This window comes from Neorhizobium galegae (assembly GCF_017877055.1).
GTDB classification, from domain to species: domain Bacteria; phylum Pseudomonadota; class Alphaproteobacteria; order Rhizobiales; family Rhizobiaceae; genus Neorhizobium; species Neorhizobium galegae_D.
This window is the reverse complement of sequence record NZ_JAGIPG010000002.1, coordinates 376,027-397,886: the sequence shown is the minus strand read 5'-3', so window position 1 is coordinate 397,886 and position 21,860 is coordinate 376,027. Positions and strand designations below refer to the sequence as shown.

The window sequence follows — 21,860 nt, the reverse complement described above, 5'->3', positions numbered from 1 at the left end:
ATGACCAAAACTGTCGTTATGATCCTCTTCATCGCCGCCTGCGTGGCACTTGGTGCACTGAGCGGCGCAGGCAACCAGCCCGGCGAATGGTATCAGTCGCTCAACAAGCCCTTCTTCAATCCGCCGAGCTGGATTTTTGCACCGGTCTGGACGTTCCTCTACATCCTGATCGGCGTCGCACTTTCCGCGACCTGGTATGACGAGAACAACGGCCGCCGCCTCGTTCTCTTTGCCATCCAGGCGGCCCTCAACCTTCTGTGGTCGCCGGTCTTCTTCGGCTTACAGAGCCCGGCTCTCGGCCTCGTCGTCATCATACCGCTGCTCGTCTCGATCCTGATGTTCATCGCTGCAAGCTGGAGGGAAAATCGTGCCGCCGCATGGCTTTTCCTGCCCTATGCACTCTGGGTCGCGTTCGCGACGCTCCTCAACCTGTCGATCGTCCTCCTGAATTGAGCACGTTCCATCCTACGGCTTGCCGAACACCGCGCGTCATGCCAATTTCGCAACTGCGAAAGGGGCGGGACATGAACGGGAGAGACACGGGCGATTTCCGCGAACGGGTGCGCCAGAGTTTTGGTCGACAGGGCGCGATGGGGATGCTTGGCGCCGAGTTGACACGCGTCGAACAGGCAATCATCGAGATCGAGTTGCCTTTCGACATCAAGCTCACCCAACAGCACGGTTTCCTACATGCCGGAGTGATTTCCGCGGCGCTTGATGCCGCCTGCGGTTATGCCGCCTATACGGTGATCGAGCCGGATGCCTCGATCCTCACCATCGAATTCAAGGTCAATCTGATGTCGCCCGGCCGCGGTGACCGCTTCCTGTTTCGCGGCGAAATCACCAAGCCGGGTTCGACCATCATCGTCGCCGATGGCCGCGCCTATGCGATCGGCGACGGCCCCGCCAAACTCATCGCTTCCATGACCGGCACCATGATGGTGATACGGGGCCGAGAGGATGTAACCGGATGACTTCTCAACTTCCCCTCGGCGAGCCAAGCCTTGCCGGCGGCAAATCCATTCTCTTCGTGATGGCGGTCGATGCCGAATACGGCCCGGCGCTTAAATCCCGCATCAAGCCGCTGATGACCGGCGTCGGCCCGGTCGAGGCGGCTGTCGTGCTTTCCCATGCGCTGACAAGGCTTGAAGCGACGGGCGATCTGCCCGATCTCGTCGTCTCGCTCGGCTCGGCCGGCTCGCGCAATCTGGAGCAGACGGAAATCTATCAGGCTTCGTCGGTCGCCTATCGCGACATGGACGCCTCGCCGCTCGGTTTCGAGAAGGGCCGCACACCCTTCCTCGACCATCCGGCGATCATGCCGCTCCCCTTGCGCATCCCCGGCGTGAGGGAAGCCTCGCTGTCAACCGGCGGCAATATCATCTCGGGTGCCGCCTACGATCTCGTCGGCGCCGACATGGTCGACATGGAGACGTTCGCGGTGCTGCGCTGCTGCCAGCTTTTCGGCCTGCCGCTGATCGGCCTGCGCGGCATTTCCGACGGCAAGGAGGAATTGAAGCATGTCGGCGACTGGACCGAATACCTGCATGTGATCGACAGGAAGCTCGCCGATGCCGTCGACAGCCTGTTCGAAGGCCTGGAGGATGGCGCCATCGTGCTCTGAAGGCGCGATTTTCGCCTCGTTCCCCGTTGCCAGAAAGGGGAAGTTTCTTTAAAGGCTCGCCATGACCCAGATAGCTCATCCCGACAGCATCCTCATCATCGATTTCGGCAGCCAGGTGACGCAGCTTATCGCGCGTCGCATCCGCGAAGCGGGCGTGTACTGCGAAATCCACCCGTTTCAGAATGCCGACGCGGCCTTCCGGAAGCTCCAGCCGAAAGGCGTGATCTTCTCCGGCGGACCGGCATCGGTAACGGCTGAAGGCAGCCCCCGCGCTCCGCAGATCGTTTTCGAACATGGCGTGCCGATCCTCGGCATCTGCTACGGCCAGCAGACGCTGGCGACGCAACTCGGCGGTGTCGTCGAAGGCGGCCATGCGGCGGAATTCGGCCGCGCCGATGTGGAGATCAAGAAGGCAAGCCCGCTATTCGACGGATTCTGGGAAATGGGCGGACGTTATCCGGTCTGGATGAGCCATGGCGACCGCGTCACCCAGCTTCCGGACGGTTTCGAGGTCATCGCGACCTCGGAAAATGCACCGTTTGCAATCGCGGCAGACGAAAACCGGCACTATTACTCGACCATGTTCCACCCGGAAGTGGTCCACACGCCGGATGGCGCGAAGCTTCTCTCCAATTTCGTGCACAAGATCGTCGGGCTGAAGTCCGACTGGACAATGTCTGCCTACCGCGCCGAGATGATCCGCAAGATCCGCGAACAGGTCGGCAAGGAACGGGTGATCTGCGGCCTTTCGGGCGGCGTCGATTCCTCCGTTGCGGCCGTGCTGATCCACGAAGCGGTCGGCGACCAGCTGACCTGTATCTATGTCGATCACGGCCTGATGCGCCAGGGAGAGACAGAGCAGGTCGTCGGCATGTTCCGCGACAACTACAACATCCCGCTCGTGCATGTGGACGCGTCCGACCTCTTCCTCACCCAGCTTGCCGGCGTTAGCGACCCGGAAGTGAAGCGCAAGACGATCGGCCGGCTGTTCATCGAAGTCTTCGAGGCGGAAGCCGCCAAGATCGCTTCCGACGGCAAGGGTGCGCCGGCCTTCCTCGCCCAGGGCACGCTCTATCCGGACGTGATCGAAAGCGTTTCCTTCTCCGGCGGCCCGTCGGTGACGATCAAGAGCCACCACAATGTCGGCGGCTTGCCTGAACGCATGAACATGAAGCTGGTCGAGCCGCTGCGCGAGCTCTTCAAGGACGAAGTCCGCGCGCTCGGCCGCGAACTCGGCCTGCCGGAGAGCTTCATCGGTCGCCATCCCTTCCCGGGTCCTGGCCTCGCCATCCGCTGCCCCGGCGGCGTCACTCGCGAAAAGCTCGACATCCTGCGCAAGGCCGATGCGATCTATCTCGACGAAATCCGCAAGGCCGGCCTCTATGACACGATCTGGCAGGCGTTTGCCGTGCTTCTGCCGGTGCAGACCGTCGGCGTCATGGGCGATTACCGCACCTACGATTTCGTCTGCGCACTGCGTGCCGTCACCTCGGTCGACGGCATGACCGCGGATTTCTACCCCTACGACATGAACTTCCTCGGCCGTACAGCGACCCGCATCATCAACGAAGTCCGCGGCATCAACCGCGTCGTTTACGATGTGACCAGCAAGCCGCCGGGCACGATCGAGTGGGAGTAACGGGGAGGCCGTCAGGCCCACCCCAGCCTTCGCGACTTTGTGGCCTTCAAATATTCGGTCGCGCGCTGCTCGAAGACGTTAGCGCGCGCGGCCAATTCTCGGGGTCGATCATACGGTCGTAGATCGATTACTGCTCCTTCTTGAACAAATCCTGGAAGATGAGCTGGCCCCAGGTGCGGCCGCGTGCGTGCACCAGCGCGCCACCCTCGTTGAGCTTTCCCAGCTTGACGGGTGCGAACCCGAGTTGTTTGGCCAAGGCCGCCACGGGAGCGATCGCGTCCTCGTCGTCGCTCGACAGAAAGACGACCCGGTGCCCGCCCTCGACGATCGGATCGGTAGCCAGGGTGGCTGCAATCAAGTGATTGAAGCCCTTCACGAACTTGGCGCCGGTGAACGACTTCGCGACGAAGGCGGAGGACGGGATGCCGTCCAACTCCTCAGGGACTGGAAACGCGTTCATCGCGTCGATGACCGTTTTGCCTTCCCAGTTCGGCAGGGCCTTCGCAACCTCGCGATGCTCCCCGAACGGGACCGCCAGGATGATCGTGTCGGCCTCGAGTGCATCCCGCAGCGACTTGGCGACGACCGTGGGTCCAATCATCCCAGCCTGCGGCGCCAACCCCTCGGGCGGGCGGCGGCTGGCGACGGTCACCTCGATGTTTTTACGGGCGAAGGCGTGGGCGAGGGCCTGGCCTATCTTGCCGAATCCTACAATCGCATAGCTCATAATGCTTCTCCTATCCGTGTTGATATTGACCCCCCGGCGTTCAACGGCGCTGGGTTATCCATTCCGCTGTATGGGAACCTTCGCGTAGACATCCTGCCGTGAATGACTTCCACGCGACCGGGCCGACCGTTCGGCGCGGAAGTCGTTCCACCATGGACATGCTGGTTCCCACCGGTTAGCCGCTTCCCGCGATCCGGCCCGGATTTCAGATGGCCGAGAAGCCTCCGTCGACAGACAACTCCAGCCCATTCACGAAGCTCGAATCGTCTGAAGCAAGAAACAGCGCGGCCGCCGCGATTTCCTCAGGACGCCCCATCTTTCCCCGCGGGATCAGCGATTCGAACATCTGCTTCGCCTCCTCGGTGAGAACCTGGTCCTGCATCGGTGTGGCGATCGGCCCCGGGTGCAGCACGTTCACCCGGATATTCCGGCCCTTCAGTTCGTTGAGCCACCCGCGTGCGAATGCGTGCAACGCCGCCTTGCTCGCCGCATACACGCTGTAACCAGGAAAGCCTTTCAACGAAGCAACGGATCCCGTCATGAAGATCGACCCGCCATCGTTGAACAGCGGCAACGCCTTTTGCACCGTGAACAGCGTGCCGCGCGTATTCAGGTCGAAGGTCGCATCGAAATGCTGCTCGGTAATCTCGCCCAGTGGGAGGGCTTCGCCCCAGCCGGCGCTCGCGTACAGTACGTCGATCTTGCCTTTTTCCCGCTTGACCGTATCGAACAGGCGGTCGAGGTCGTCGAGATTGGCCGCGTCGCCGCGCACGCCGGTCACGTTCCGGCCAATCAGCCTGACGGCCTCGTCCAGCGCCTCCTGTCTCCGGCCCGTGATGAAAACATAGGCGCCTTCTTCAACGAACCGCTTGGCGCTCGCCAGCGCCATGCCGCTCGATCCACCGGTGACGACTGCAACCTTACCTTCAAGCTTTCCCATGACTTCTCCTTTCGTGGTGTCGGGACCGTATCGGCCCAAGACCCTCGAAATGGCCCTGCCGGCATCAGTTGTTGAGTGCGCAAGCGCGCACATCGGTGGTGCAAAATCGATCCGGTTGGACGACTGGCACCAGCTGCGGCGATCGGTGTCCGCCGTTGGCGAATTGGGCCGCGCTGGTCATATAAGCTTTGATGACCGCCCGCACTGCTGTATGAGGCGCCAGATACGGGCTTTGGAAGACGCACCGCGCGGTGCCGGATTGCACCATGATCGACTGGGATGACATTCGCTACTTTCTTGCCGTGGCGCGCGGAGGTTCAGTGCGGGCTGCCGCCGAAGGCCTCGGGGTGTATCACTCGACGGTGCTGCGACGCATCGCACAGCTCGAGGAGCGCCTCGGGGCGCAGATGTTCGAAAAGCTGCCTTCGGGCTACCGCCTGACGGCCGCGGGCGAGGAGGTACTCGAACTCGCGAACCAGATGGAAGCGTCGTCGCACCAGCTGGAGACGCGCGTCTTCGGGCGCGACCAGAGCGTGCGCGGGCTTCTGCGGGTGACGTTGGCTCCGCCCCTCGCGACACATCTGCTCATGCCGGACTTCGCCGAATTCGCGCGTCTGCATCCGGACATCGAAATGGAGATCGTGTCGTCCGGTGAGCTGGCAAATCTGACCAACCGGGAGGCTGATGTCGCGATCCGCGTCGTCTACGACCGCAAAACCCTGCCGCTCAATCTTCACGGCCTCAAGGGACCGGAGCTGTTCAGCGGCGTCTACATGTCTCGCGATCGACTGGCCGCGTGGCATGCGGGTGCCCCGGATCCCATCCGGTGGATCGTCATTAGCATCCATGGCGTCCCCGATTGGGCCAGCGAGGGGGAGGTTCGCACCACGGGAGTTCCATTCAGGATCACGGACGGCGAGGCGCAGATCGTTGCAGTACGGGAGGGGCTCGGGATGACGACACTGCCATGCTTCGTCGGAGATGCCGACCCCCTACTGGTGAGGGTGCCGGGCACCGACCTCCACCTGCATGGAACGCTCTGGCTTCTGACGCAGGGGGAGACACGTAAGACGAAGCGCGTGCGGCTCTTCACGGAGTTCGTATCCCGCAGGCTCGCCGCCTACGCTCCGCTTGTCGCGGGACTGTCCATACCGCGCGACTGACGCCCTCAGAATCCCAGCGATTGCTGTGCCGGTTCCGGCGGCGTCAGGCGCACGCCTTCCAGTTCCAGCATGCGGGTCTTCGAGGTCGATCCGCCGGGCGCCGAGAAGCCGCCGATCTTGCCGCCGGCTGCAAGCACGCGGTGGCATGGGATGATCAGTGCCACCGGGTTTTTCGCCATCGCCTGGCCGACATCGCGGGCGGCCTCGGGCCCGGCGCCGAGTTCCCTGGCGATCGCGCCATAGGTCGTCGTATGTCCCCAGCCTATCCGGCGGGCTGCGGCATAGATCTGCTTGAAGAAATCGTCCTGGCCATCGAGATCGAGTTTGACCTTGGAGAAATCGACTTCTTCGCCCGTAAAGTAACGCTTCACGGTGTCCACCGCTTCGAGCACCTCGGCCGGCGGCGTGCCCGGTTCGGCTTCAGGCAACCGGCGCAGCAGCAGCTTCTCGGTCGAATCCGCGCTCTTGGTCGGGAGCTGGAAACGGGTGATGCCGACATTGTTCCAGGCGATACCGCAGAAGCCGCGGCCGGTTTCGAAAATCAGGTATTGATGCGTTGTCATGAGGAAACCTCCGCATTTCGATTGACCTTAAAGTCATGCCTCAGGCCCAAGGATTCAACCCGTTTCTTGCCAGCGGGGCGTATTTCTCACTGTACTGTTGGTTGAACTTCCATGCCCGATCCCTAGATTTTCCGCATGAGCAGATCGCAGGCATTTGCAGACCGGGCGCAATTGACGGCGGAGAGGCTGAACATGCCTGCCGGTGGCGGCCGTTTTGCCATCTCGCGCCTGGCGCTCGGGCTTTTCCTCGTCGATCAGGAGCGCCACAAGATCGCCATCGGTTCGGACAAACGAGAGCATGTGCCGCTGAAAGCCGGCGAAGGCTGGATCCTGCCGGCCGGTGCGACAGGCACCTGCGAATACGACGAGGCGCTTTCCTTCCTGAGACTTGAAGTGCCGGAAGACCTGCTCGCCGATGTGGGCTTCGAACATTCGGATTTCCAGCCGATTGTCGGCGCTTTTGACCCGTTGCTGGTGCAGCTTGCTCACCAGACGGTCTCGATCGCCGGTCATCCGCCATCCCTCTACCGGGAAACGATGCAGCTGGCGCTCGCAGCCCATCTCGCCCGGCTCCTGGCCCCTGCTCGACGGGCGCTCATCGGCGTCGAGGACAGGCGGTTGCGCCGCACGCTCGACTATATCCACGACAACCTCACGGCCAATCTGTCACTGGAAGGCATGGCGGCCGAAGCGGCAATGAGCCGTTTTCATTTTGCGCGGGCGTTTACCAGGGCACTCGGCAGGTCGCCGCTTCAATATGTGATCCATGAACGGATGGAGCTGGCGAAACTGTTCCTGAAGACCACGCGCCTGCCAATCTCCTCCGTTGCAGCCCGCGTAGGTTATGAAGATGTCTCGCGGTTCGGCCAGCATTTCCGTCGCCATGCGGGTACAACGCCCGCGGCCTTCAGAGCCAATTGAAGCAATAATCGCATAACGAACGCCAAGAACCGCGCCTGTGCCGCAGCGGCAAAGCTGCGAACCTCCCGTCATCCGACACGAGACAGGAGAAACGCCATGAAAGCCGCAGCTGTTTCGACCTTCTGCATTGCAATGATGAGTTCTGCCGCCATTGCGGAGGATATCCAGGCCCGTAGAGTTTCCTTCGAGAACCTAGGCGCGACGCTCACCGGCACGTTCTATCTGCCGCCGGACTACCGACCCGGAGAAAGACGTCCGGGTGTCGTCGTCAGCGGCGCCTGGACCTCGATCAAGGAGCAGATGTCCGGCCGCTACGCCCGCGAAATGGCGGAACGCGGTTTTGCCGCACTCGCCTTCGATCATCGGGGCTGGGGACAGTCCGGCGGCGGGATACGCTTCAAGGAGGATCCGGCAGAAAAGACAAGCGACATCTCCGCCGCGGCCGCATTCATGGCAACCCTGCCGGAGGTCGATGCGATCGATATCAACGGGCTCGGCATCTGCGCGTCGGCGGGATACATGGCAGCGGCGGCAACGGGCAATTCGAATTTCGCCGCCGTCGCCCTGGTTGCTCCGTGGCTGCACAACCGACAGATCGTCGAGCAGGTCTATGGCGGACAAGAGGGCGTTTCCAAGCTGATCGCCACGTCGCGCGAGGCGGAGACCTCCGAGCGTCGGGGCCAGCCGAGGACCATAACCGCCGCCAGCATGACCGACCAGGCCTCGCTCATGTACCGGGTACCTTACTACACCGAGACCGATCGCGGCCTCATCCCGCAATATGACAACCGCTTCAACCTCGCCTCCTGGGAGCCGTGGCTGAACTATGATTCCGTTTCGCTCGGGGCCAAGCTCGACAAGCCGACCTTGATCGTCCATTCGGAGGCAGCTGCGGTGCCGCAGGGTGCGCGTGCGTTTTATGCGCTGTTGCCGGGCGAGAAATCGGAGTTCTGGCTGGACGGTGTCAGCCAGTTCGATTTCTACGACCGGCCGGGGCCGGTGACGGTCGCGGCGGACGCCGCGGCAGCGCATTTCACCCGCGTGAAGGCGCCCCGACAGATCGGTCCCCAAGATCGTGCAGCGATCATCGACACGATCACCGATATCGCGGCCGGGGCCGACAGTCACCAATGGGATCGCGTCCGAAATGCTTTCGCAGAGGATGTCATGCTCGACTACACAAGCCTTTGGGGCGGCAACCCGACGACCTTGGCGGCCGACGACATAATCCGACAATGGTCGGGTTTCCTGCCAGGCTTCGACGAGACGCTGCATCTCGTGACCAATCCCACGATCACGAGCCTTGAAGGCGCGAAAGCAACCGCCGAGGCCGATTTCCAGGCCACCCACCGCATCGGAAGCGATCTCTGGGTGCTGACGGGCCGTTATCGCTACGAACTCGTCAAGGTTGACGGCGCCTGGAAAATCTCCGCGCTGACCATGACTGCGACGCAGGAACACGGCGACCGAGGGCTCGCCGGACGTGCGGCGGAACGCGCTGCGAAAATCCGCTGAACCTTGAGGAGGAACCCATGTTGAAAACCAGCTTCCGAGCGCTGCTCGTTACCGCCGCCTTCCTTTCAGGAGTGCCCGCCATGGCCGCCAGCCCCGAACAGAACCGCAAGGTCATCACCGACTATTATGCCGCCTACGGCAGCGGCGACATGGCCAAGGTCGCATCCTTCTTCGCCGATGACATCGAATGGCATATTCCCGGACACCATCCGCTTGCAGGCACGAAACGCGGCAAGGCGGAAGTCGCCGCGTTCTTCCACCAACTTGGAAAGGCCGGTTTTCGCGCCGAGCTCATCGCACTGATGGCCGACGAAAACTGGGTGATCGACATGCATCGCGGCTGGTCGAACCGTGACGGTGCCAATGTCGATACGGTCTGGGTGCTCGCCTTCCGCATCGAGGATGGGAAGATCAAGCAAGCCCGCAACTTCTCCTACGACCAGGCTGCCGCCGACAGCTTCTTCTGGAAGGCCTACCCGCTAAAGCCGGTGCCGGACCGGCTCGCAAATTAACCATGCTTGCAATCGTTCTTCGTTTGTTCTTTACTCATCCAGGGAGTCCCGCTAAATTTGATTCAACGGCATGAGGTCGCATTACTATGACGGTAGCAAGATGAGCTTGCGCAAGCATGCTGGCCAGCCTTCGCTCCCCTTTGGCGAAGGCTGGCTTCCGAAATCGGCCCCGGCTGCCCGGCGCAAGAGCAAGCTGATGTTCGTGTTGAAGCCGTCCGCTCCTCTCGGTCTCATCATGCATGGCGACGCAGTGATCCACGCCGCGAACGAGAATACCCGCGATGCCTATCCCGCCGATCTTCTCCACATGAGCCTGCTCTGCATGGAACAGTTCGAAGAGCCGCCCATGCCGCTTATCAAAGCAACCAAAATGGTCGCAGCCAGCCTCCAGGCGAGACCTGTCCCGATCACGCTCGACAGCAGCGCCCTGTTCGGAGGCAAACGTCATCTCGCCCTCTACCGCGCCAGGGGCAATCCGGTGGTCGTCCAGTTCGCGCAGATGCTGCGCCGCGCTCTCGCCCGCCACAACCTTCCGAACTCCTGGATGGCGGACGCCGCGCCGCATGTGACGCTGATCTATGGCTGCGGGCGCATAGAACCCATGCCCATCGAGCGGAATTATGCCTGGATCGCCGGCGAGTTCATGCTGGTCTACAGCCATTACGGCGAGACGCGGCACGAGGAATTCGGAAGATGGAGCTTCAATCCGGATGCTCCTGCCTATCCGACGCGGCCGGAACAGCTCCGCCTGATGATCTGAAAGAATTTTGCCAGACGAGTCGGATCGGCGGGCGCCTCAGCGTCCTGTGGCCGGTCGCCTATTTGAGGAGAGAACAATGGCCATCCAGAAGCATAAGATCGTCCCGCACCTCTGGTTCGATAACAACGCGGAAGAAGCCGTCAATTTCTATGTCTCTGTATTCGACAATTCGAGGATCACCGATGTCTCGCGTTATGGCGATGCCGCTCTCGGGCTCAAGGGTTCGGTGATGGCGATGGGCTTCGAGCTCGAGGGTCAGAATTTTGCGGCGATCAACGGCGGACCGTGGGCGAAATTCAACGGCGCGGTTTCCTTCCTTGTCCATTGCGAGACGCAGGACGAGATCGACCACTATTACGACAAGCTCGTCGAGGGTGGCCAGCAACAGCCCTGCGGCTGGCTGACGGATCGTTTCGGACTCGTCTGGCAGGTCAGTTACGCCAGGATGCCGAAGATGCTGACGGATAGCGATAGCGCCCGCGCCCATCGCGTCATGCAGGCCATGTTCTCGATGAAGAAGATCGATATTGCCGAATTGGACGCGGCCTACGCGGGATGACCGACGCCGCCTCCCGATATCAAACCTTGATGGCGAGACGCAGACCGCCCCAATGGCGCCCGTTGACGGTGATCGGGGCGGAAATGTCCTTCATCAGCACAAACTCGCCGCCGCCCATGTCGCGGCGGTAGGTCTGTAGCAGAAAAGGCTCCTTGTTGCGGCCGGCCGCCAAGCCCACGCGGTCGTTGAAGATGCGCCGGTTGCGGCAGTTGGCGGTATTCCAGGTCACGTCGCCCGGACGCTGGCGCTGCGAGAATTTTCGGTTGTGGGTCGGCAGGTAACCGTTTTCATCTATGGCGGCGCAGAACGCGACCTGCGCGTCGCTTTCGGCCGCCCGTTCCTGGATAGGCGGCAGCACGGTATCGGTAAACTCAGTGAAACGCGTCATGTACTGGACAGGATCGCTACCGGGGATCGCAACATATTGCCGGTCGAACAATGCGCCAAGATCGATGCGGCCGGATTTTATGCCCGCCTCGAAGGCGGAGGAAACCTCGGCGGCATAGGCCATTACGGCACGGATATGCGGGGTATCCGAGGTCTCGATGCCGGCGCTCGCCGTCGTCTGGATCATCCGCTCGGAAATCGTCACCACCTCCCCGACGCGGGACGAGGTCTGCTGCAACTGATCATTGGATTTCAGGATCGCGCTTGCCGCGGACGCAATCGACGAGGCGAATTCGCCGCATTGCCTGTCGACCGTTTCGGTCGTTCCGGCGAGCGAAGACGCCTTGTCGAGGATCTGGGTCATGACGCCTTCGACGCCCTTGAATGAGCCCTGAACCTTCATCGCGGTGGTCTTGACGCCCTCGGCCGACTGGCTGGCACCTTCGCCGGCCATTATCAGCTTGTCGATGCGGCTGTTCAATTGATCAAGCGTGGTCTGGATCGAACTCGTCGTCTGGGAGGTTTGCAGCGACAGCGCGCGTACCTCCGCGGCAACCACGGCAAAACCCTTGCCGGCTTCGCCCGCACGCGCCGCTTCGATTGCGGCATTCAATGCCAGAAGGTTCGTCTGCCGGGCGATCATGCCGATCGCATCTGCCAAACGTCCAACGTCTCCGAGCGCCGCGGAAAACAACTTGATCTCGGCGCCGATTTCCTGGGACGCATGGACCATGTGATCGATCGCGGTGATCGAGCCGGAAAGCTGTTCAGCCTGCTCGCCGAGCACCTTGCGCGCGTTCGCCGTCAGCTTGTCGGATTCCTGAAGGGAGCGGGCAACGTGGCCGTTGGCGTCCGCAATCGACTGAGCGGACTGCGTCAGGCGGCCAAGCAATGTCGCGTGTGCGGAGGATTGCGCAGCCGTATCCTGGATGGCACCAGCAATATCGACCAGATGGAGGCCGAGCGCGGAAGCCTCGTTCGCCAGCTTGGCGACGGACCGCTTCAACACCTCGCCGTCGACAGATACAGGCCCCGACGGCGCTTCTTCCCTGACAACCTGCCCGACCAAATCCACATCTCCCGGAATATTAGGAGAATATAGGATGGCATGGTTAACGGACAGTTTCCGCGGGTATTCAGCAAAGCCTTATACTTAAGGCTGAGATACAAAGCCCTTTCCCAGCCCACGCAAGGCCGGGAAAGACGGATCAGCCGAGACGATCGAAAGCCTTCGGGTCGATGCCGAGTGTGGTCAGGTCGCGGTTGGTCGGGCGGCGGTGGTTTTCAACGGCAGCCGAAACCGAGATTGCGGCGCTCATAACTGCGAAGGCGCGGCCAATGGCGCTGCCACGGATCTTCTTCTGGACGGACATGTGAAACTCTCCTTTTTCGTTCTGCTAAAATATGATGCCTGTGCTGTTTTTGTGCAATGCACAACGAAACAGGGGAGCCATGCAACTGTCACATAACAACCGTTAACCACACGGAGCGGCTTGCACGGTGAGGGTCGCGCTTGGTATCGATCATGCCTGGAATGAAGAGGCTTCGATGGCAATCACGATCTATGGCATCAAGAACTGCGACACGATGAAGAAGGCACGCGACTGGCTCGACCGCAAAGGCGTCACCTATGCCTTTCACGACTACAAGGCCGAGGGTATCGACCGCGCACATCTGGATACCTGGACGGATCGCGCCGGCTGGGAGATCGTGCTCAACCGCACCGGCACGACCTTCAAGAAACTCGACGAAGCCGACAAGACGAACCTCGACCGGGAGAAGGCGATCACGCTGATGCTCGCCCAGCCCTCGATGATCAAGCGGCCGGTCCTGGAGGCGGACGGAAAGCTGATCGTCGGTTTCAAGCCGGAGGCTTATGAAGAGGCTTTTGCCGGTATCTGAAACCAGGATTCATCCATGTCCAAGACAACCCGCGCCACCCAGATGCTCGAAAAAGCGGGCGTCGCGTTCACCACCGTCACCTATGACTACGATCCGAATGCGGACCGGATCGGGATGCAGGCGGCGGAAGCGATCGGCGAGGAACCGCGCCGTGTCTTGAAGACGCTGATGGCGGCGGTGGACGGCAGGGCGGTCTGCGTCGTGGTGCCCTCGGATCACGAGGTTTCGATGAAGAAGCTCGCCGCCGCGTTCGGGGGCAAATCCGCGAGCATGATGAAGCCCGCCGATGCGGAACGGGCGACGGGTTATCATGTCGGCGGCATCAGCCCCTTCGGACAGAAGAAACTCGTGCCGACCGCGATTGAGATCACCGCGCTCGACGAGCCGCATGTCTTCATCAACGGCGGCCAGCGCGGATTGCAGGTGCGGCTTGATCCCAAGGCGGCCCGCGATGCACTGAAGGCGGTCGCCGCGCCGCTGGTGGCATGAAATCATGAGTGAGATGACCTCGACGCTTCGGATTCTCGAACCCTATCCCGGCATCTTCGCCTATTATGACGGCCGGATATCGGGCAAGCGGCTCCATGCGAAAAGCGCAAACTGGCTGGACGACGGCGCCTATTCGCTCGGCGTCGCCTCCTATGCCATCGTGGATCAGGACGAGGCGCTGGTCTATGACACGCATATCTCGCTCGACCATGCGAAAGCGATCCGCACGCATCTGGAAGCGCGTGGCGTTACGAAGGTCCGCATCGTGCTCAGCCACTGGCACAAGGATCATGTCGCCGGAAACGCCGTCTTTTCCGATTGCGAGATCATCGCGCTGACACTGACGGCCGAGAAGCTGAAAGAAAACCGCGAGAAGATCGAAAGTGCCAACCCGCCGATCTCACCGCTCGTCATGCCGACCACCCTGTTCGACGGCCGGCTGGAGCTGACCGTCGGGCGCCGCCGGATCGAACTGCACCATTTCGCCATCCACAGCGCCGACGGCAACGTGGTCTGGATGCCGGAAGAACGGCTTCTGCTCGCCGGCGACACGCTGGAAGACACCGTCACCTATATTTCGGAAGCCGCCGAGATCGGCACGCATATCGCGGAGCTTGCCCGGATGGCCGCCTGGCCGATCGCAAAAATCCTGCCGGCGCACGGCGATGCGGAGCGGATTGCTGCGGGCGGTTACGGGCCGGACCTCGTCGAGGCCAACCGCGCCTATCTGCGCCGCATGGCGGGCGCAATCGCCGCTGGTCAGGATATCGATCCCTCCTTGAAATCCTTCGTCGAGGACGAAATCGCCTCAGGCGCCGTGCTTTATTTCGCGCCTTACGAGGAGGTCCATGCCGGCAACACCGCCGCGGTCAAGGCGGCGCTGCAGCGCTGAGCGGCCATTATCCCATCGTCACGGCCACTTTGCCGACCATTGCTTGAGAGCGGCGAGCGCCGGTGCCGGCCATCTGCGGACCGCTGGACGCAGGATGATCTTCCTACCCGCAGGCTTCCAGGCGAGATAAAGCTTTCTCGCCGAGATATCCGCGGCGATCAACGCCTCGGCCTCGGTGCACATATGCGGCATGCAGGCTTCGCCGATATAGAAGCCGTTCTTGAACATACCGCTGCCGGGCCCGGTGATGGACTTCTCGAACTCCTGCCGATGCTCGCCGAGCATCGCATTTGCCGCCTCGGCGATCGGCCCGATGCCGAGGAGGTCGGACGGGTGCTCCGCCTTTTTCATGTCGTCCCACCCCATCGCCGCATTCGGCTGGAAGGCGACCTTGCCAGCCTCGGCGAAGCCCTTTTCGGGCGTCCAGGTCCAGCGCAGGCTTGGCTGGCCGGCAACCGACTGCGTCGCAAGCAGAAGGTGGTCATCCTCCGTGGTGATCGAGGCGGCGCCGCGGCAATCGTCTATCGGCTCATCGACACGCGGCTCACCACCCTGCGGGAACGACACGACAAGAGGCGAACCCGGGCAGGCATTGCCGCCGTCCGAGCTCACCACCAAGACGAACGGTACACCTGCGACCAGACCGATATTCTCGATCATCAGGAACCGGTTGGAATGGACTTGCCTGCCGTCGATCGTCAGTTTCTCTTCATCGTTATCGGATGCGATGGCCACCTGATGATCGAACATGGTCGCCGCAAAGTCGGCCGAGAGACAGGCAGAGGCCGAGGCGCCGAAGAGAGCGGCGCACAGCAAGGCGGTTTTCATGAACATGGTTCCCTCAGCTTCAATTTTGCCCCAAACCTCTTTAAGTCTCTTCGATCACAGAAATCAGGTGAGGTCCAACATGACAATCGTGCCGAATTTTCAAACCGTCGTCGATCCTCAAAAGCTCGAAAAGCTGGCGGAAGTCGCCATCAAGGTTGGCTTGCGCCTCGAGAAGGGCCAGGATCTGGTGATCACGGCACCGCTCGCCGCCCTGCCGCTCGTGCGGCTCCTCACCAAACATGCGTATATCGCCGGCGCCGGCATCGTCTCGACCTTCTATTCCGACGAAGAGACGACGCTCGCGCGCTATGAATACGCGCCCGATGCAAGCTTCGACAAGGCGTCCGACTGGCTCTACGAGGGCATGGCCAGGGCCTATGCGAACGGTGCCGCGCGGCTTGCCATCTCCGGCGACAACCCGATGATGCTCTCCGGCCAGGATCCCGCCAAAGTGGCGCGCGCCAACAAGGCCAATTCCATGGCCTACAAGCCGGCGCTGGAAAAGATCGCCAATTTCGACATCAACTGGAATATCGTTTCCTACCCCAACCCCTCCTGGGCACGTCAGGTCTTCCCGGACGTCCCGGAAGACGTCGCAGTCGGCAAGCTGGCGGACGCGATCTTCGCAGCCTCTCGCGTCGATCTCTCCGATCCGATCGCAGCCTGGGCGGAACATAACGCCAATCTCCAGAAGCGTTCGACATGGCTCAACGGCGAGCGCTTTTCCGCGCTCCATTTCACCGGCCCGGGTACCGATCTGACGGTCGGCCTTGCCGATGGCCACGAATGGCATGGCGGCGCCTCCACCGCCAAGAACGGCATTACCTGCAACCCGAACATCCCGACCGAAGAAGTCTTCACCACGCCGCATGCGCTGAAGGTCGAAGGCCATGTCTCCAGCACCAAGCCGCTTTCGCACCAGGGCACGCTGATCGACAATATCCAGGTGAAGTTCGAGGGCGGCCGCATCGTCGAGGCCAAGGCTTCAAAGGGCGAGGAAGTGCTGAACAAGGTGCTCGATACCGACGAAGGCGCCCGCCGGCTGGGGGAAGTGGCGCTGGTTCCGCATTCCTCGCCGATCTCCAAAAGCGGCATCCTGTTCTACAATACCCTGTTCGACGAAAACGCCTCCTGCCACATCGCGCTCGGCCAGTGCTACTCGAAGTGCTTCCTCGATGGGGCTACGCTCAGCCCGGACCAGATCAAGGCGCAGGGTGGCAATTCGAGCCTGATCCATATCGACTGGATGATCGGCTCCGACAAGGTCGACATCGACGGCGTCCGCGCCGACGGCTCGAAGGTGCCGGTGATGCGCAAGGGTGAGTGGGCCTGATAAGCTCATGATCCACGGACCACATGTAGTTTTTAAACTACATGTGGTCCGTGTTCGAGCTCAAGCAGACGGAAACGTTTCTGAAGGACGAGCGCGCTCGCGCACTGATAGTCTCGCGTCTGGACCGGCTCGCTTTCGGGCATGCTGGTGATCGGCTCCCGTTGGTGAAGGTGTCAGCGAACTGCGCATTCACTACGGCCCGGGCTACCGCACCTACTTTCAGCAGCGTGGCAATGTCCTGATCGTTCTACTCTGTGGCGGCGACAAAAGCAGGCCAGGCAAAGGACATCAAGGCTGCGAAGCGACTCGCGATGGAATGGAGTGTGTGATGGCTGAAAAACTGACCGCTTATGATCCAGCCGAAGACTGGGGCTCTGATCAGGCGATTGCAGCATTTATGGCCGAAGCTTTCGAGACGGAGGACGCGGCTTACATTGCGCATGCCTTGGGGGTGGTCGCCCGCGCCAAGGGATGATGCAGATTGCCAAGGACACGGACCTTTCCCGAGAGCAGCTCTACCGTTCCTTCAGCGCCACCGGCAACCCGACGCTCAAGACGACGATTGCGGTGATGAAATCGTTGGGGATCGCGTTGACTGCCAAGGTCCATTCCTGATTTCCCGGCAGAGTTGACTTTCCCTCTTTTACGGCAGGAAACTGATCGTGCCGGCACATTCTATGTGTCGGCTCACGCTGATCAGGACAATCCGAAAAGAGGGAAACAGCATGCCCATTTCTCTTATGCGTCTGGCTGCACCGCTCGGCGCAGCACTTCTCGCCATTGCGCCCGTCACCAGCGCCCCCGCCCAGGAGCCCGGCCTCTGGAAGGTCTATAACGAGATCCTCAAGGGTGCCAAATATGTCGACCTCACCCACACCATCACGCCGAATATCCCGGTCTGGGCGGGCTTCGGCAAATCGGCCTTCGGCCAGGCTGCGGCTGGCGTCGACCTGGAGGGTTATGCCAAGAAGGGAGACACCTTCACCTATGAGAAGCACGGCTTTGCCGCCTCCACCTACAATCTCGCCACCGACCAGCTCGGCACGCAGCTCGATCCGCCGGCCCATTGGGCACCGGAATATGCGGCGATCGACGAACTTCCAGCCACCTATGCCGTGCGGCCGCTTGTCGTCATCAACATCGAGGACAAGGTGAAGACCGACGCCGGTTATCACCTGCAGGTTTCCGACATCGCTGAGTTCGAGAAGAAGAACGGCAGGATCCCGGAAGGCTCGGTCGTGTTCGTGCGCTCCGGCTGGTACAAGAAATGGCCGGATCCATCGCTTTCCACGACAACGCCGTTTCCCGGCGTCGGCCTCGATGCGTTGAAATTCCTGCATCTGGAACGCAAGATCCTCTTTCACGGCCACGAACCGCTCGATACCGATACGACGCCGAACCTCGAAGGTGAGCATTGGCTGATGCACAATGGTTTCGCGCAGGCGGAAGGGGTGGCGAACCTCGACAAGGTACCGGAAACAGGTGCGCTGGTGGCGATCGGCTATCCGAAATTCGGCGGCGGTGTCGGTGGTTATGCCCGCTATATCGCAATATGCCCGCCGGACTGGCAATTCGGCGTGACGGTCGGCTCGGTGCCGGAGGCGCCGCTTGCGAAATTCGACAAGCCGCTGCATTTCGACGAGAAGGCCGGCATGCGGGTGCGCTGACTATCGCAAGGATCGGAGCGCGGCCTTGACGCGCTCCAGATGCCGCCCGCGCTTGTCTGCCGTGGCGCGGTCCATGTCGTGCAGGGCCAACATGCAGAACTCGGCTTTTCTGTTGCAGAAGACAGCGATGCCGCGCTTGAGTTGGCGGCGCACTGGATCGCCCATGTAGAACTTCACCACCCACCAGGGCGAACCTGTGGTCGTGAAGACCCAGAAATGGCGTATGTTGGTGAGCAGCGGGACGATCCTTCCGCCAGCCTTGTCGTGGCGGAAGGCGATGCCTGGCGCGAAGACCCGGTCGAAGAAACCCTTCAGCACCGCCGGCAGGTTGAACCACCATTGCGGAAAGACGAATATCAGCGCTTCGGCCTTCTGCAGCCGCGCCACCAGATCTGCCACCTCCGACGCATCGTAGGGCAAATCGAAATACCCGCGCCGTTCATGTTCCGTCAGCCGCGGATCGAAACTTTCAGCGTAAAGATCGAGCGGGTCGACCGTGTGGCCGTTGGCTTCCAGGGTCTCGCGCGCCAATCGGGCCACCGAATGCGCAAAACTTTCCGGCAGCGGATGGGCAAGCACCAGGAGGACATGCATCAGAAGAGCGTGCCCTGTTTCGGCGCTTCGCCGGCAGGATCCGGTTTCGCCGGTCGCTTCTTGGGCTGAGGCGGCACCGCGGACGGAACCGCAGGATCGCCACCCTCGCCGGTCACCGCCGCAATCCTTCCATCGGCGAATTCCACCGAGATCGCCAGCCCTTCGCCGATACCGGCGGCACGCGTCAGCGGCTGGTCGTCCGCGCCGCGCACCACGGCAAAGCCGCGTTTCAGCACGTTCTTGTAAGAGAGCGATTGCAGGACGCGATCCTGCGCGGTGATTGCCGCGCGACCGCGTGTCAGCGCGTGCGAGATCGCCGTATCCGCATGACGAGTCATCGACGCCAGATGCTGGCGCTCGCGCTGCAACTGGCCGAGCAGCCTTGCGGGCAGCGCCGAAAGCGAGGCGCCGGCTTTGGCGACACGGTTATTCTCCTTCAGCAATTGCCGCTCCAGACAGCGGTCGCCGCGCATCAGCCGGTCGGCCAGCACTTGCCGGTGCTGGGCAAGGCGGTTGGTCAACAGGTCCAGCCGCAATCCCGAAGAGGCCCGCTCGAAACCGCGGCGCTTGACCACCGTCGTGCGCTCCAGCCCGCGGCCGAGACCCGCCGCCGCCTCGTCGAAACGACGGCGCGGCAAAGCCAGCAACTGGTCGATGGACGGCAGCGCGCGGACCAGCGCCCGCACCGACTGGCGGCGCAGGTCCATCTGACGGCTGGCGGCGCCTCGCAGACGGGCCGCCAGATTGGCGACCTGCGCTTGCATGTCCGCCTTGACCGGCACCGCTATTTCGGCGGCACCTGTCGGTGTCGGCGCACGGACGTCGGCGGCGTGGTCGATCAGCGTCCAATCGGTCTCGTGGCCGACAGCCGAGATCAGCGGGATCTGGCTTTCCGCGGCAGCGCGGACCACCGCCTCGTCGTTGAAACTCCAGAGGTCTTCGAGGCTGCCGCCGCCGCGCGCGACGATCAGCACGTCCGGCCGCCTGATCGGCCCGCCAGGCGCCATCGCGTTGAAGCCACGGATCGCGGCCGCCACCTCGTCGCCGGATCCCTCGCCCTGTACCTTGACCGGCCAGACGATGACATGCACCGGAAAACGGTCGGAGATGCGATGCAGGATATCGCGGATGACGGCACCGGTCGGCGAGGTCACGACGCCGATCACCTGAGGCAGGAAGGGCAGAGGCCGCTTGCGGCTTTGGTCGAACAGGCCCTCGGCGCCCAGCCGGCGCCGGCGTTCTTCAAGCAGCGCCATCAGCGCGCCGGCACCGGCCGGCTCCAGGTTCTCGATGACGATCTGGTATTTCGAAGACCCTGGAAAAGTGGTGATCTTGCCAGTCGCGATCACTTCCATCCCCTCTTCAGGGCGGAATTTGATGCGCGGGAAGCTACCCTTCCAGATCACGGCATCGATCCGGGCGCGGTCGTCCTTCAGAGAGAAATAGGCGTGGCCAGAGGAATGCTGGCCGCGATAACCGGAAATCTCGCCGCGCACGCGCACGTGGTCGAACGCATTTTCCACCGTGCGCTTGATCGAGCCGGACAGCTCCGACACCGAAAACTCGGTGAGGTTCGTGGGCGAATCGTTGTCGAGCAAACTGGTCATCCCTTTCTTCTAAAGGAAGAGCGCGGCGATTTCACCATTTCCAGACGACGGAAACGGGGAAGATGCAGCCCGCAAACGGGCAGCTTCGAAAGGCCGGCCCGACAATGCGTTGGGAACCCAGCCGTTCGCCGCTTCGCAGCCAAGCATTTGACACTGCATCTTTTCTTTTGCCGGACACGCCACATTTCCTTTTCTGGGAGAAACGGAAGACCTGCGGGTCCAGCGCTTTTTTAAGCCTCGCATTTTCCCCGCCCGAGAGAGGAGAGCGACAATGATGGCGAGCGATATTCAAGGAGATTTCGTCCATGCCCGACCGTTTCGCCAATACCCAAGCCTCGCTTTCCGGCCCCGCCTCCTCCGGATTTGCGATCACGCCCAGCGACAGTGCCGACCTGCCGGAGACGACGCGCGCGCTCTATGTGGGGACCGGCGGCCATCTGTCCGTCCGCATGCTGTCCGGCGAGACGCTGACGCTGTCGAACGTACCGGCTGGCGGCCTGCTTCCATTGCGGGTGACCCGCGTGTTCGCGACCGGCACGACGGCAGTGGCGATCGCCGGCCTCGTCTGAGGGAAACGGTGAGCGGCGATGCGGCGTGAACTTCTGCTGCTCCGATTCGAAGACCGACCGCAAGCCATATCCGTGCTCGGCGAGATCGGCATTGCGTTCGATGCCGTCTCGGGTGACGGCATCATCAGTAAGCCGACCGCAGAAACAGCCGAGTTCGAGGGCGAGGTCGTCGCCCTTACCTGTCCGGTCTCCGGTTACCATGTCCAGCTTGTCTGGCGGGGAGAATTGCCGTCCTCGTTGACGCCATATCTTGTGGATCATGTCGCTTCCGGCAAAGACACGAGCCACTGAACATGGCATGGCAGCACCGAATCAGATCGTATCGAAATCGTCGCGGAACGCGTGACGCCTGCCACGCATTGGAGCGAAAGCATTTATTAGCAAATTGCTAATAGGCTCGTTCCCTTGAAGCCGATGAGGAGATATCCGAGTGCTTTTCCTGACCGCTGCATCGATTGGCATTTGCGTCGGCATGATGCGGTCCGCGTTTTCGATCGCCCTCATCGCTGTTTTGATTGCCGCGACATTTGCGCTCGCGACTGCCGTATCACCCAGCCCGGCGTCCTTTTTCAATCTCCTGATCGCCGTTCTCGGTTACAATACCGGACTGATTGCGTTCCTCGCCGGTCTTTTCGCCCTGGATGCCCGCCGCGAGGCATAAGGCACTTC

General features: G+C 61.9%; 27 protein-coding genes and 2 pseudogenes. 20 read left to right on the top strand and 9 right to left on the bottom strand.

Going from position 1 to position 21,860, the window contains the following annotated elements; genetic code table 11:
- The 4 genes from J2857_RS12250 (at position 1) to guaA (ending at position 3,263) form a co-directional block, all read left to right on the top strand.
- Positions 1 to 453 carry a TspO/MBR family protein gene (locus J2857_RS12250; protein WP_210010452.1) on the top strand — a complete coding sequence of 151 codons (453 nt, stop codon included), beginning with the start codon at positions 1 to 3 and terminating at the stop codon, positions 451 to 453.
- Between the two features lie 71 nt (positions 454 to 524).
- Positions 525 to 974, top strand: a complete 450-nt coding sequence (locus J2857_RS12245) for a PaaI family thioesterase (RefSeq protein ID WP_210010451.1) — start codon at positions 525 to 527, stop codon at positions 972 to 974.
- Positions 971 to 1,624 (top strand): 5'-methylthioadenosine/S-adenosylhomocysteine nucleosidase, encoded by a 654-nt coding sequence (locus J2857_RS12240; RefSeq protein ID WP_210010450.1) that lies wholly within the window; start codon positions 971 to 973, stop codon positions 1,622 to 1,624. The genes J2857_RS12245 and J2857_RS12240 overlap by 4 nt, the downstream gene beginning before the upstream one ends.
- A gap of 61 nt (positions 1,625 to 1,685) precedes the next feature.
- Positions 1,686 to 3,263 carry a glutamine-hydrolyzing GMP synthase gene (gene guaA, locus J2857_RS12235; protein WP_210010449.1) on the top strand — a complete coding sequence of 526 codons (1,578 nt, stop codon included), beginning with the start codon at positions 1,686 to 1,688 and terminating at the stop codon, positions 3,261 to 3,263.
- Between the two features lie 127 nt (positions 3,264 to 3,390).
- On the opposite strand, the gene J2857_RS12230 is transcribed toward guaA, so the two are convergent.
- Both J2857_RS12230 and J2857_RS12225 read right to left on the bottom strand, forming a co-directional pair.
- Positions 3,391 to 3,990, bottom strand: a complete 600-nt coding sequence (locus J2857_RS12230; RefSeq protein WP_210010448.1) for an NADPH-dependent F420 reductase — start codon at positions 3,988 to 3,990, stop codon at positions 3,391 to 3,393.
- A gap of 205 nt (positions 3,991 to 4,195) precedes the next feature.
- Positions 4,196 to 4,930: an SDR family NAD(P)-dependent oxidoreductase gene (locus J2857_RS12225; RefSeq protein ID WP_210010447.1), complete on the bottom strand. Its 735-nt coding sequence runs from the start codon at positions 4,928 to 4,930 to the stop codon at positions 4,196 to 4,198.
- A gap of 266 nt (positions 4,931 to 5,196) precedes the next feature.
- Here J2857_RS12225 and J2857_RS12220 point away from each other — a divergent pair, with 266 nt between their 5' ends.
- Entirely contained in the window at positions 5,197 to 6,093 is an 897-nt protein-coding gene (locus tag J2857_RS12220) for a LysR family transcriptional regulator (RefSeq protein WP_210010446.1), read from the top strand.
- A gap of 5 nt (positions 6,094 to 6,098) precedes the next feature.
- On the opposite strand, the gene J2857_RS12215 is transcribed toward J2857_RS12220, so the two are convergent.
- Complete coding sequence (locus J2857_RS12215; RefSeq protein ID WP_210010445.1) at positions 6,099 to 6,656, bottom strand: methylated-DNA--[protein]-cysteine S-methyltransferase; 558 nt, start codon at positions 6,654 to 6,656, stop codon at positions 6,099 to 6,101.
- Between the two features lie 135 nt (positions 6,657 to 6,791).
- On the opposite strand from J2857_RS12215, the gene J2857_RS12210 reads away from it, so the two are divergent.
- From J2857_RS12210 to J2857_RS12190, 5 genes are all read left to right on the top strand, one after another.
- Entirely contained in the window at positions 6,792 to 7,577 is a 786-nt protein-coding gene (locus J2857_RS12210; RefSeq protein WP_245363314.1) for an AraC family transcriptional regulator, read from the top strand.
- A gap of 96 nt (positions 7,578 to 7,673) precedes the next feature.
- Positions 7,674 to 9,092 carry an alpha/beta fold hydrolase gene (locus tag J2857_RS12205; RefSeq protein WP_245363312.1) on the top strand — a complete coding sequence of 473 codons (1,419 nt, stop codon included), beginning with the start codon at positions 7,674 to 7,676 and terminating at the stop codon, positions 9,090 to 9,092.
- A 17-nt stretch (positions 9,093 to 9,109) separates the two neighbouring features.
- Positions 9,110 to 9,604, top strand: coding sequence for a nuclear transport factor 2 family protein (locus J2857_RS12200; protein ID WP_245363310.1), 495 nt, complete (start codon positions 9,110 to 9,112; stop codon positions 9,602 to 9,604).
- Between the two features lie 100 nt (positions 9,605 to 9,704).
- The gene (locus J2857_RS12195; protein ID WP_210010444.1) at positions 9,705 to 10,364 is read left to right on the top strand and encodes a 2'-5' RNA ligase family protein; all 660 of its coding nucleotides are present in this window, start codon (positions 9,705 to 9,707) and stop codon (positions 10,362 to 10,364) included.
- 76 nt (positions 10,365 to 10,440) lie between these two features.
- A complete protein-coding gene (locus J2857_RS12190) occupies positions 10,441 to 10,923 on the top strand; it encodes a VOC family protein (RefSeq protein WP_210010443.1) in 483 nt (160 codons plus the stop codon).
- A gap of 19 nt (positions 10,924 to 10,942) precedes the next feature.
- Here J2857_RS12190 and J2857_RS12185 read toward each other — a convergent pair whose 3' ends face one another.
- Positions 10,943 to 12,385 carry a methyl-accepting chemotaxis protein gene (locus J2857_RS12185; RefSeq protein ID WP_210010442.1) on the bottom strand — a complete coding sequence of 481 codons (1,443 nt, stop codon included), beginning with the start codon at positions 12,383 to 12,385 and terminating at the stop codon, positions 10,943 to 10,945.
- A 133-nt stretch (positions 12,386 to 12,518) separates the two neighbouring features.
- Positions 12,519 to 12,683, bottom strand: a complete 165-nt coding sequence (locus J2857_RS12180) for a hypothetical protein (protein ID WP_210010441.1) — start codon at positions 12,681 to 12,683, stop codon at positions 12,519 to 12,521.
- 175 nt (positions 12,684 to 12,858) lie between these two features.
- On the opposite strand from J2857_RS12180, the gene J2857_RS12175 reads away from it, so the two are divergent.
- From J2857_RS12175 to J2857_RS12165, 3 genes are read left to right on the top strand one after another with little or no spacing between them, the layout of a single operon-like run.
- The gene (locus tag J2857_RS12175) at positions 12,859 to 13,212 is read left to right on the top strand and encodes an ArsC family reductase (protein ID WP_210010440.1); all 354 of its coding nucleotides are present in this window, start codon (positions 12,859 to 12,861) and stop codon (positions 13,210 to 13,212) included.
- 15 nt (positions 13,213 to 13,227) lie between these two features.
- The gene (gene ybaK / locus J2857_RS12170) at positions 13,228 to 13,701 is read left to right on the top strand and encodes a Cys-tRNA(Pro) deacylase (RefSeq protein WP_210010439.1); all 474 of its coding nucleotides are present in this window, start codon (positions 13,228 to 13,230) and stop codon (positions 13,699 to 13,701) included.
- 4 nt (positions 13,702 to 13,705) lie between these two features.
- Positions 13,706 to 14,593, top strand: a complete 888-nt coding sequence (locus tag J2857_RS12165) for an MBL fold metallo-hydrolase (RefSeq protein WP_210010438.1) — start codon at positions 13,706 to 13,708, stop codon at positions 14,591 to 14,593.
- Between the two features lie 18 nt (positions 14,594 to 14,611).
- On the opposite strand, the gene J2857_RS12160 is transcribed toward J2857_RS12165, so the two are convergent.
- Positions 14,612 to 15,421 (bottom strand): hypothetical protein, encoded by an 810-nt coding sequence (locus J2857_RS12160; protein ID WP_210010437.1) that lies wholly within the window; start codon positions 15,419 to 15,421, stop codon positions 14,612 to 14,614.
- A gap of 79 nt (positions 15,422 to 15,500) precedes the next feature.
- On the opposite strand from J2857_RS12160, the gene J2857_RS12155 reads away from it, so the two are divergent.
- The 4 genes and pseudogenes from J2857_RS12155 to J2857_RS12140 all read left to right on the top strand — a co-directional run bounded on the left by J2857_RS12155 (position 15,501) and on the right by J2857_RS12140 (position 18,421).
- Entirely contained in the window at positions 15,501 to 16,754 is a 1,254-nt protein-coding gene (locus tag J2857_RS12155) for an aminopeptidase (RefSeq protein WP_210010436.1), read from the top strand.
- A 50-nt stretch (positions 16,755 to 16,804) separates the two neighbouring features.
- Positions 16,805 to 17,083 (top strand): annotated as a pseudogene (locus tag J2857_RS12150) (type II toxin-antitoxin system RelE/ParE family toxin).
- Positions 17,083 to 17,369, top strand: a pseudogene (locus J2857_RS12145) (addiction module antidote protein). Before J2857_RS12150 ends, J2857_RS12145 begins: the two co-directional pseudogenes overlap by 1 nt.
- 110 nt (positions 17,370 to 17,479) lie before the next feature.
- Positions 17,480 to 18,421, top strand: coding sequence for a cyclase family protein (locus J2857_RS12140; RefSeq protein ID WP_432420152.1), 942 nt, complete (start codon positions 17,480 to 17,482; stop codon positions 18,419 to 18,421).
- On the opposite strand, the gene J2857_RS12135 is transcribed toward J2857_RS12140, so the two are convergent.
- From J2857_RS12135 to J2857_RS12125, 3 genes are read right to left on the bottom strand one after another with little or no spacing between them, the layout of a single operon-like run.
- The gene (locus J2857_RS12135; RefSeq protein WP_210010435.1) at positions 18,422 to 19,015 is read right to left on the bottom strand and encodes an NAD(P)H-dependent oxidoreductase; all 594 of its coding nucleotides are present in this window, start codon (positions 19,013 to 19,015) and stop codon (positions 18,422 to 18,424) included.
- Positions 19,015 to 20,622, bottom strand: a complete 1,608-nt coding sequence (gene xseA / locus J2857_RS12130; RefSeq protein ID WP_210010434.1) for an exodeoxyribonuclease VII large subunit — start codon at positions 20,620 to 20,622, stop codon at positions 19,015 to 19,017. Before xseA ends, J2857_RS12135 begins: the two co-directional genes overlap by 1 nt.
- 31 nt (positions 20,623 to 20,653) lie before the next feature.
- Positions 20,654 to 20,929, bottom strand: a complete 276-nt coding sequence (locus tag J2857_RS12125) for a hypothetical protein (RefSeq protein ID WP_210010433.1) — start codon at positions 20,927 to 20,929, stop codon at positions 20,654 to 20,656.
- Between J2857_RS12125 and J2857_RS12120 the strand changes: the two genes are divergently transcribed.
- The 3 genes from J2857_RS12120 (at position 20,928) to J2857_RS12110 (ending at position 21,852) form a co-directional block, all read left to right on the top strand.
- Positions 20,928 to 21,191: a spike base protein, RCAP_Rcc01079 family gene (locus tag J2857_RS12120; RefSeq protein WP_210010432.1), complete on the top strand. Its 264-nt coding sequence runs from the start codon at positions 20,928 to 20,930 to the stop codon at positions 21,189 to 21,191. The two genes, J2857_RS12125 and J2857_RS12120, sit on opposite strands and share 2 nt — an antisense overlap.
- Before the next feature lie 18 nt (positions 21,192 to 21,209).
- Entirely contained in the window at positions 21,210 to 21,482 is a 273-nt protein-coding gene (locus tag J2857_RS12115) for a hypothetical protein (RefSeq protein WP_210010431.1), read from the top strand.
- Positions 21,483 to 21,621: 139 nt separating this feature from the next.
- Positions 21,622 to 21,852, top strand: coding sequence for a hypothetical protein (locus J2857_RS12110; protein WP_210010430.1), 231 nt, complete (start codon positions 21,622 to 21,624; stop codon positions 21,850 to 21,852).
- The last annotated feature ends 8 nt before the right edge of the window (positions 21,853 to 21,860 follow it).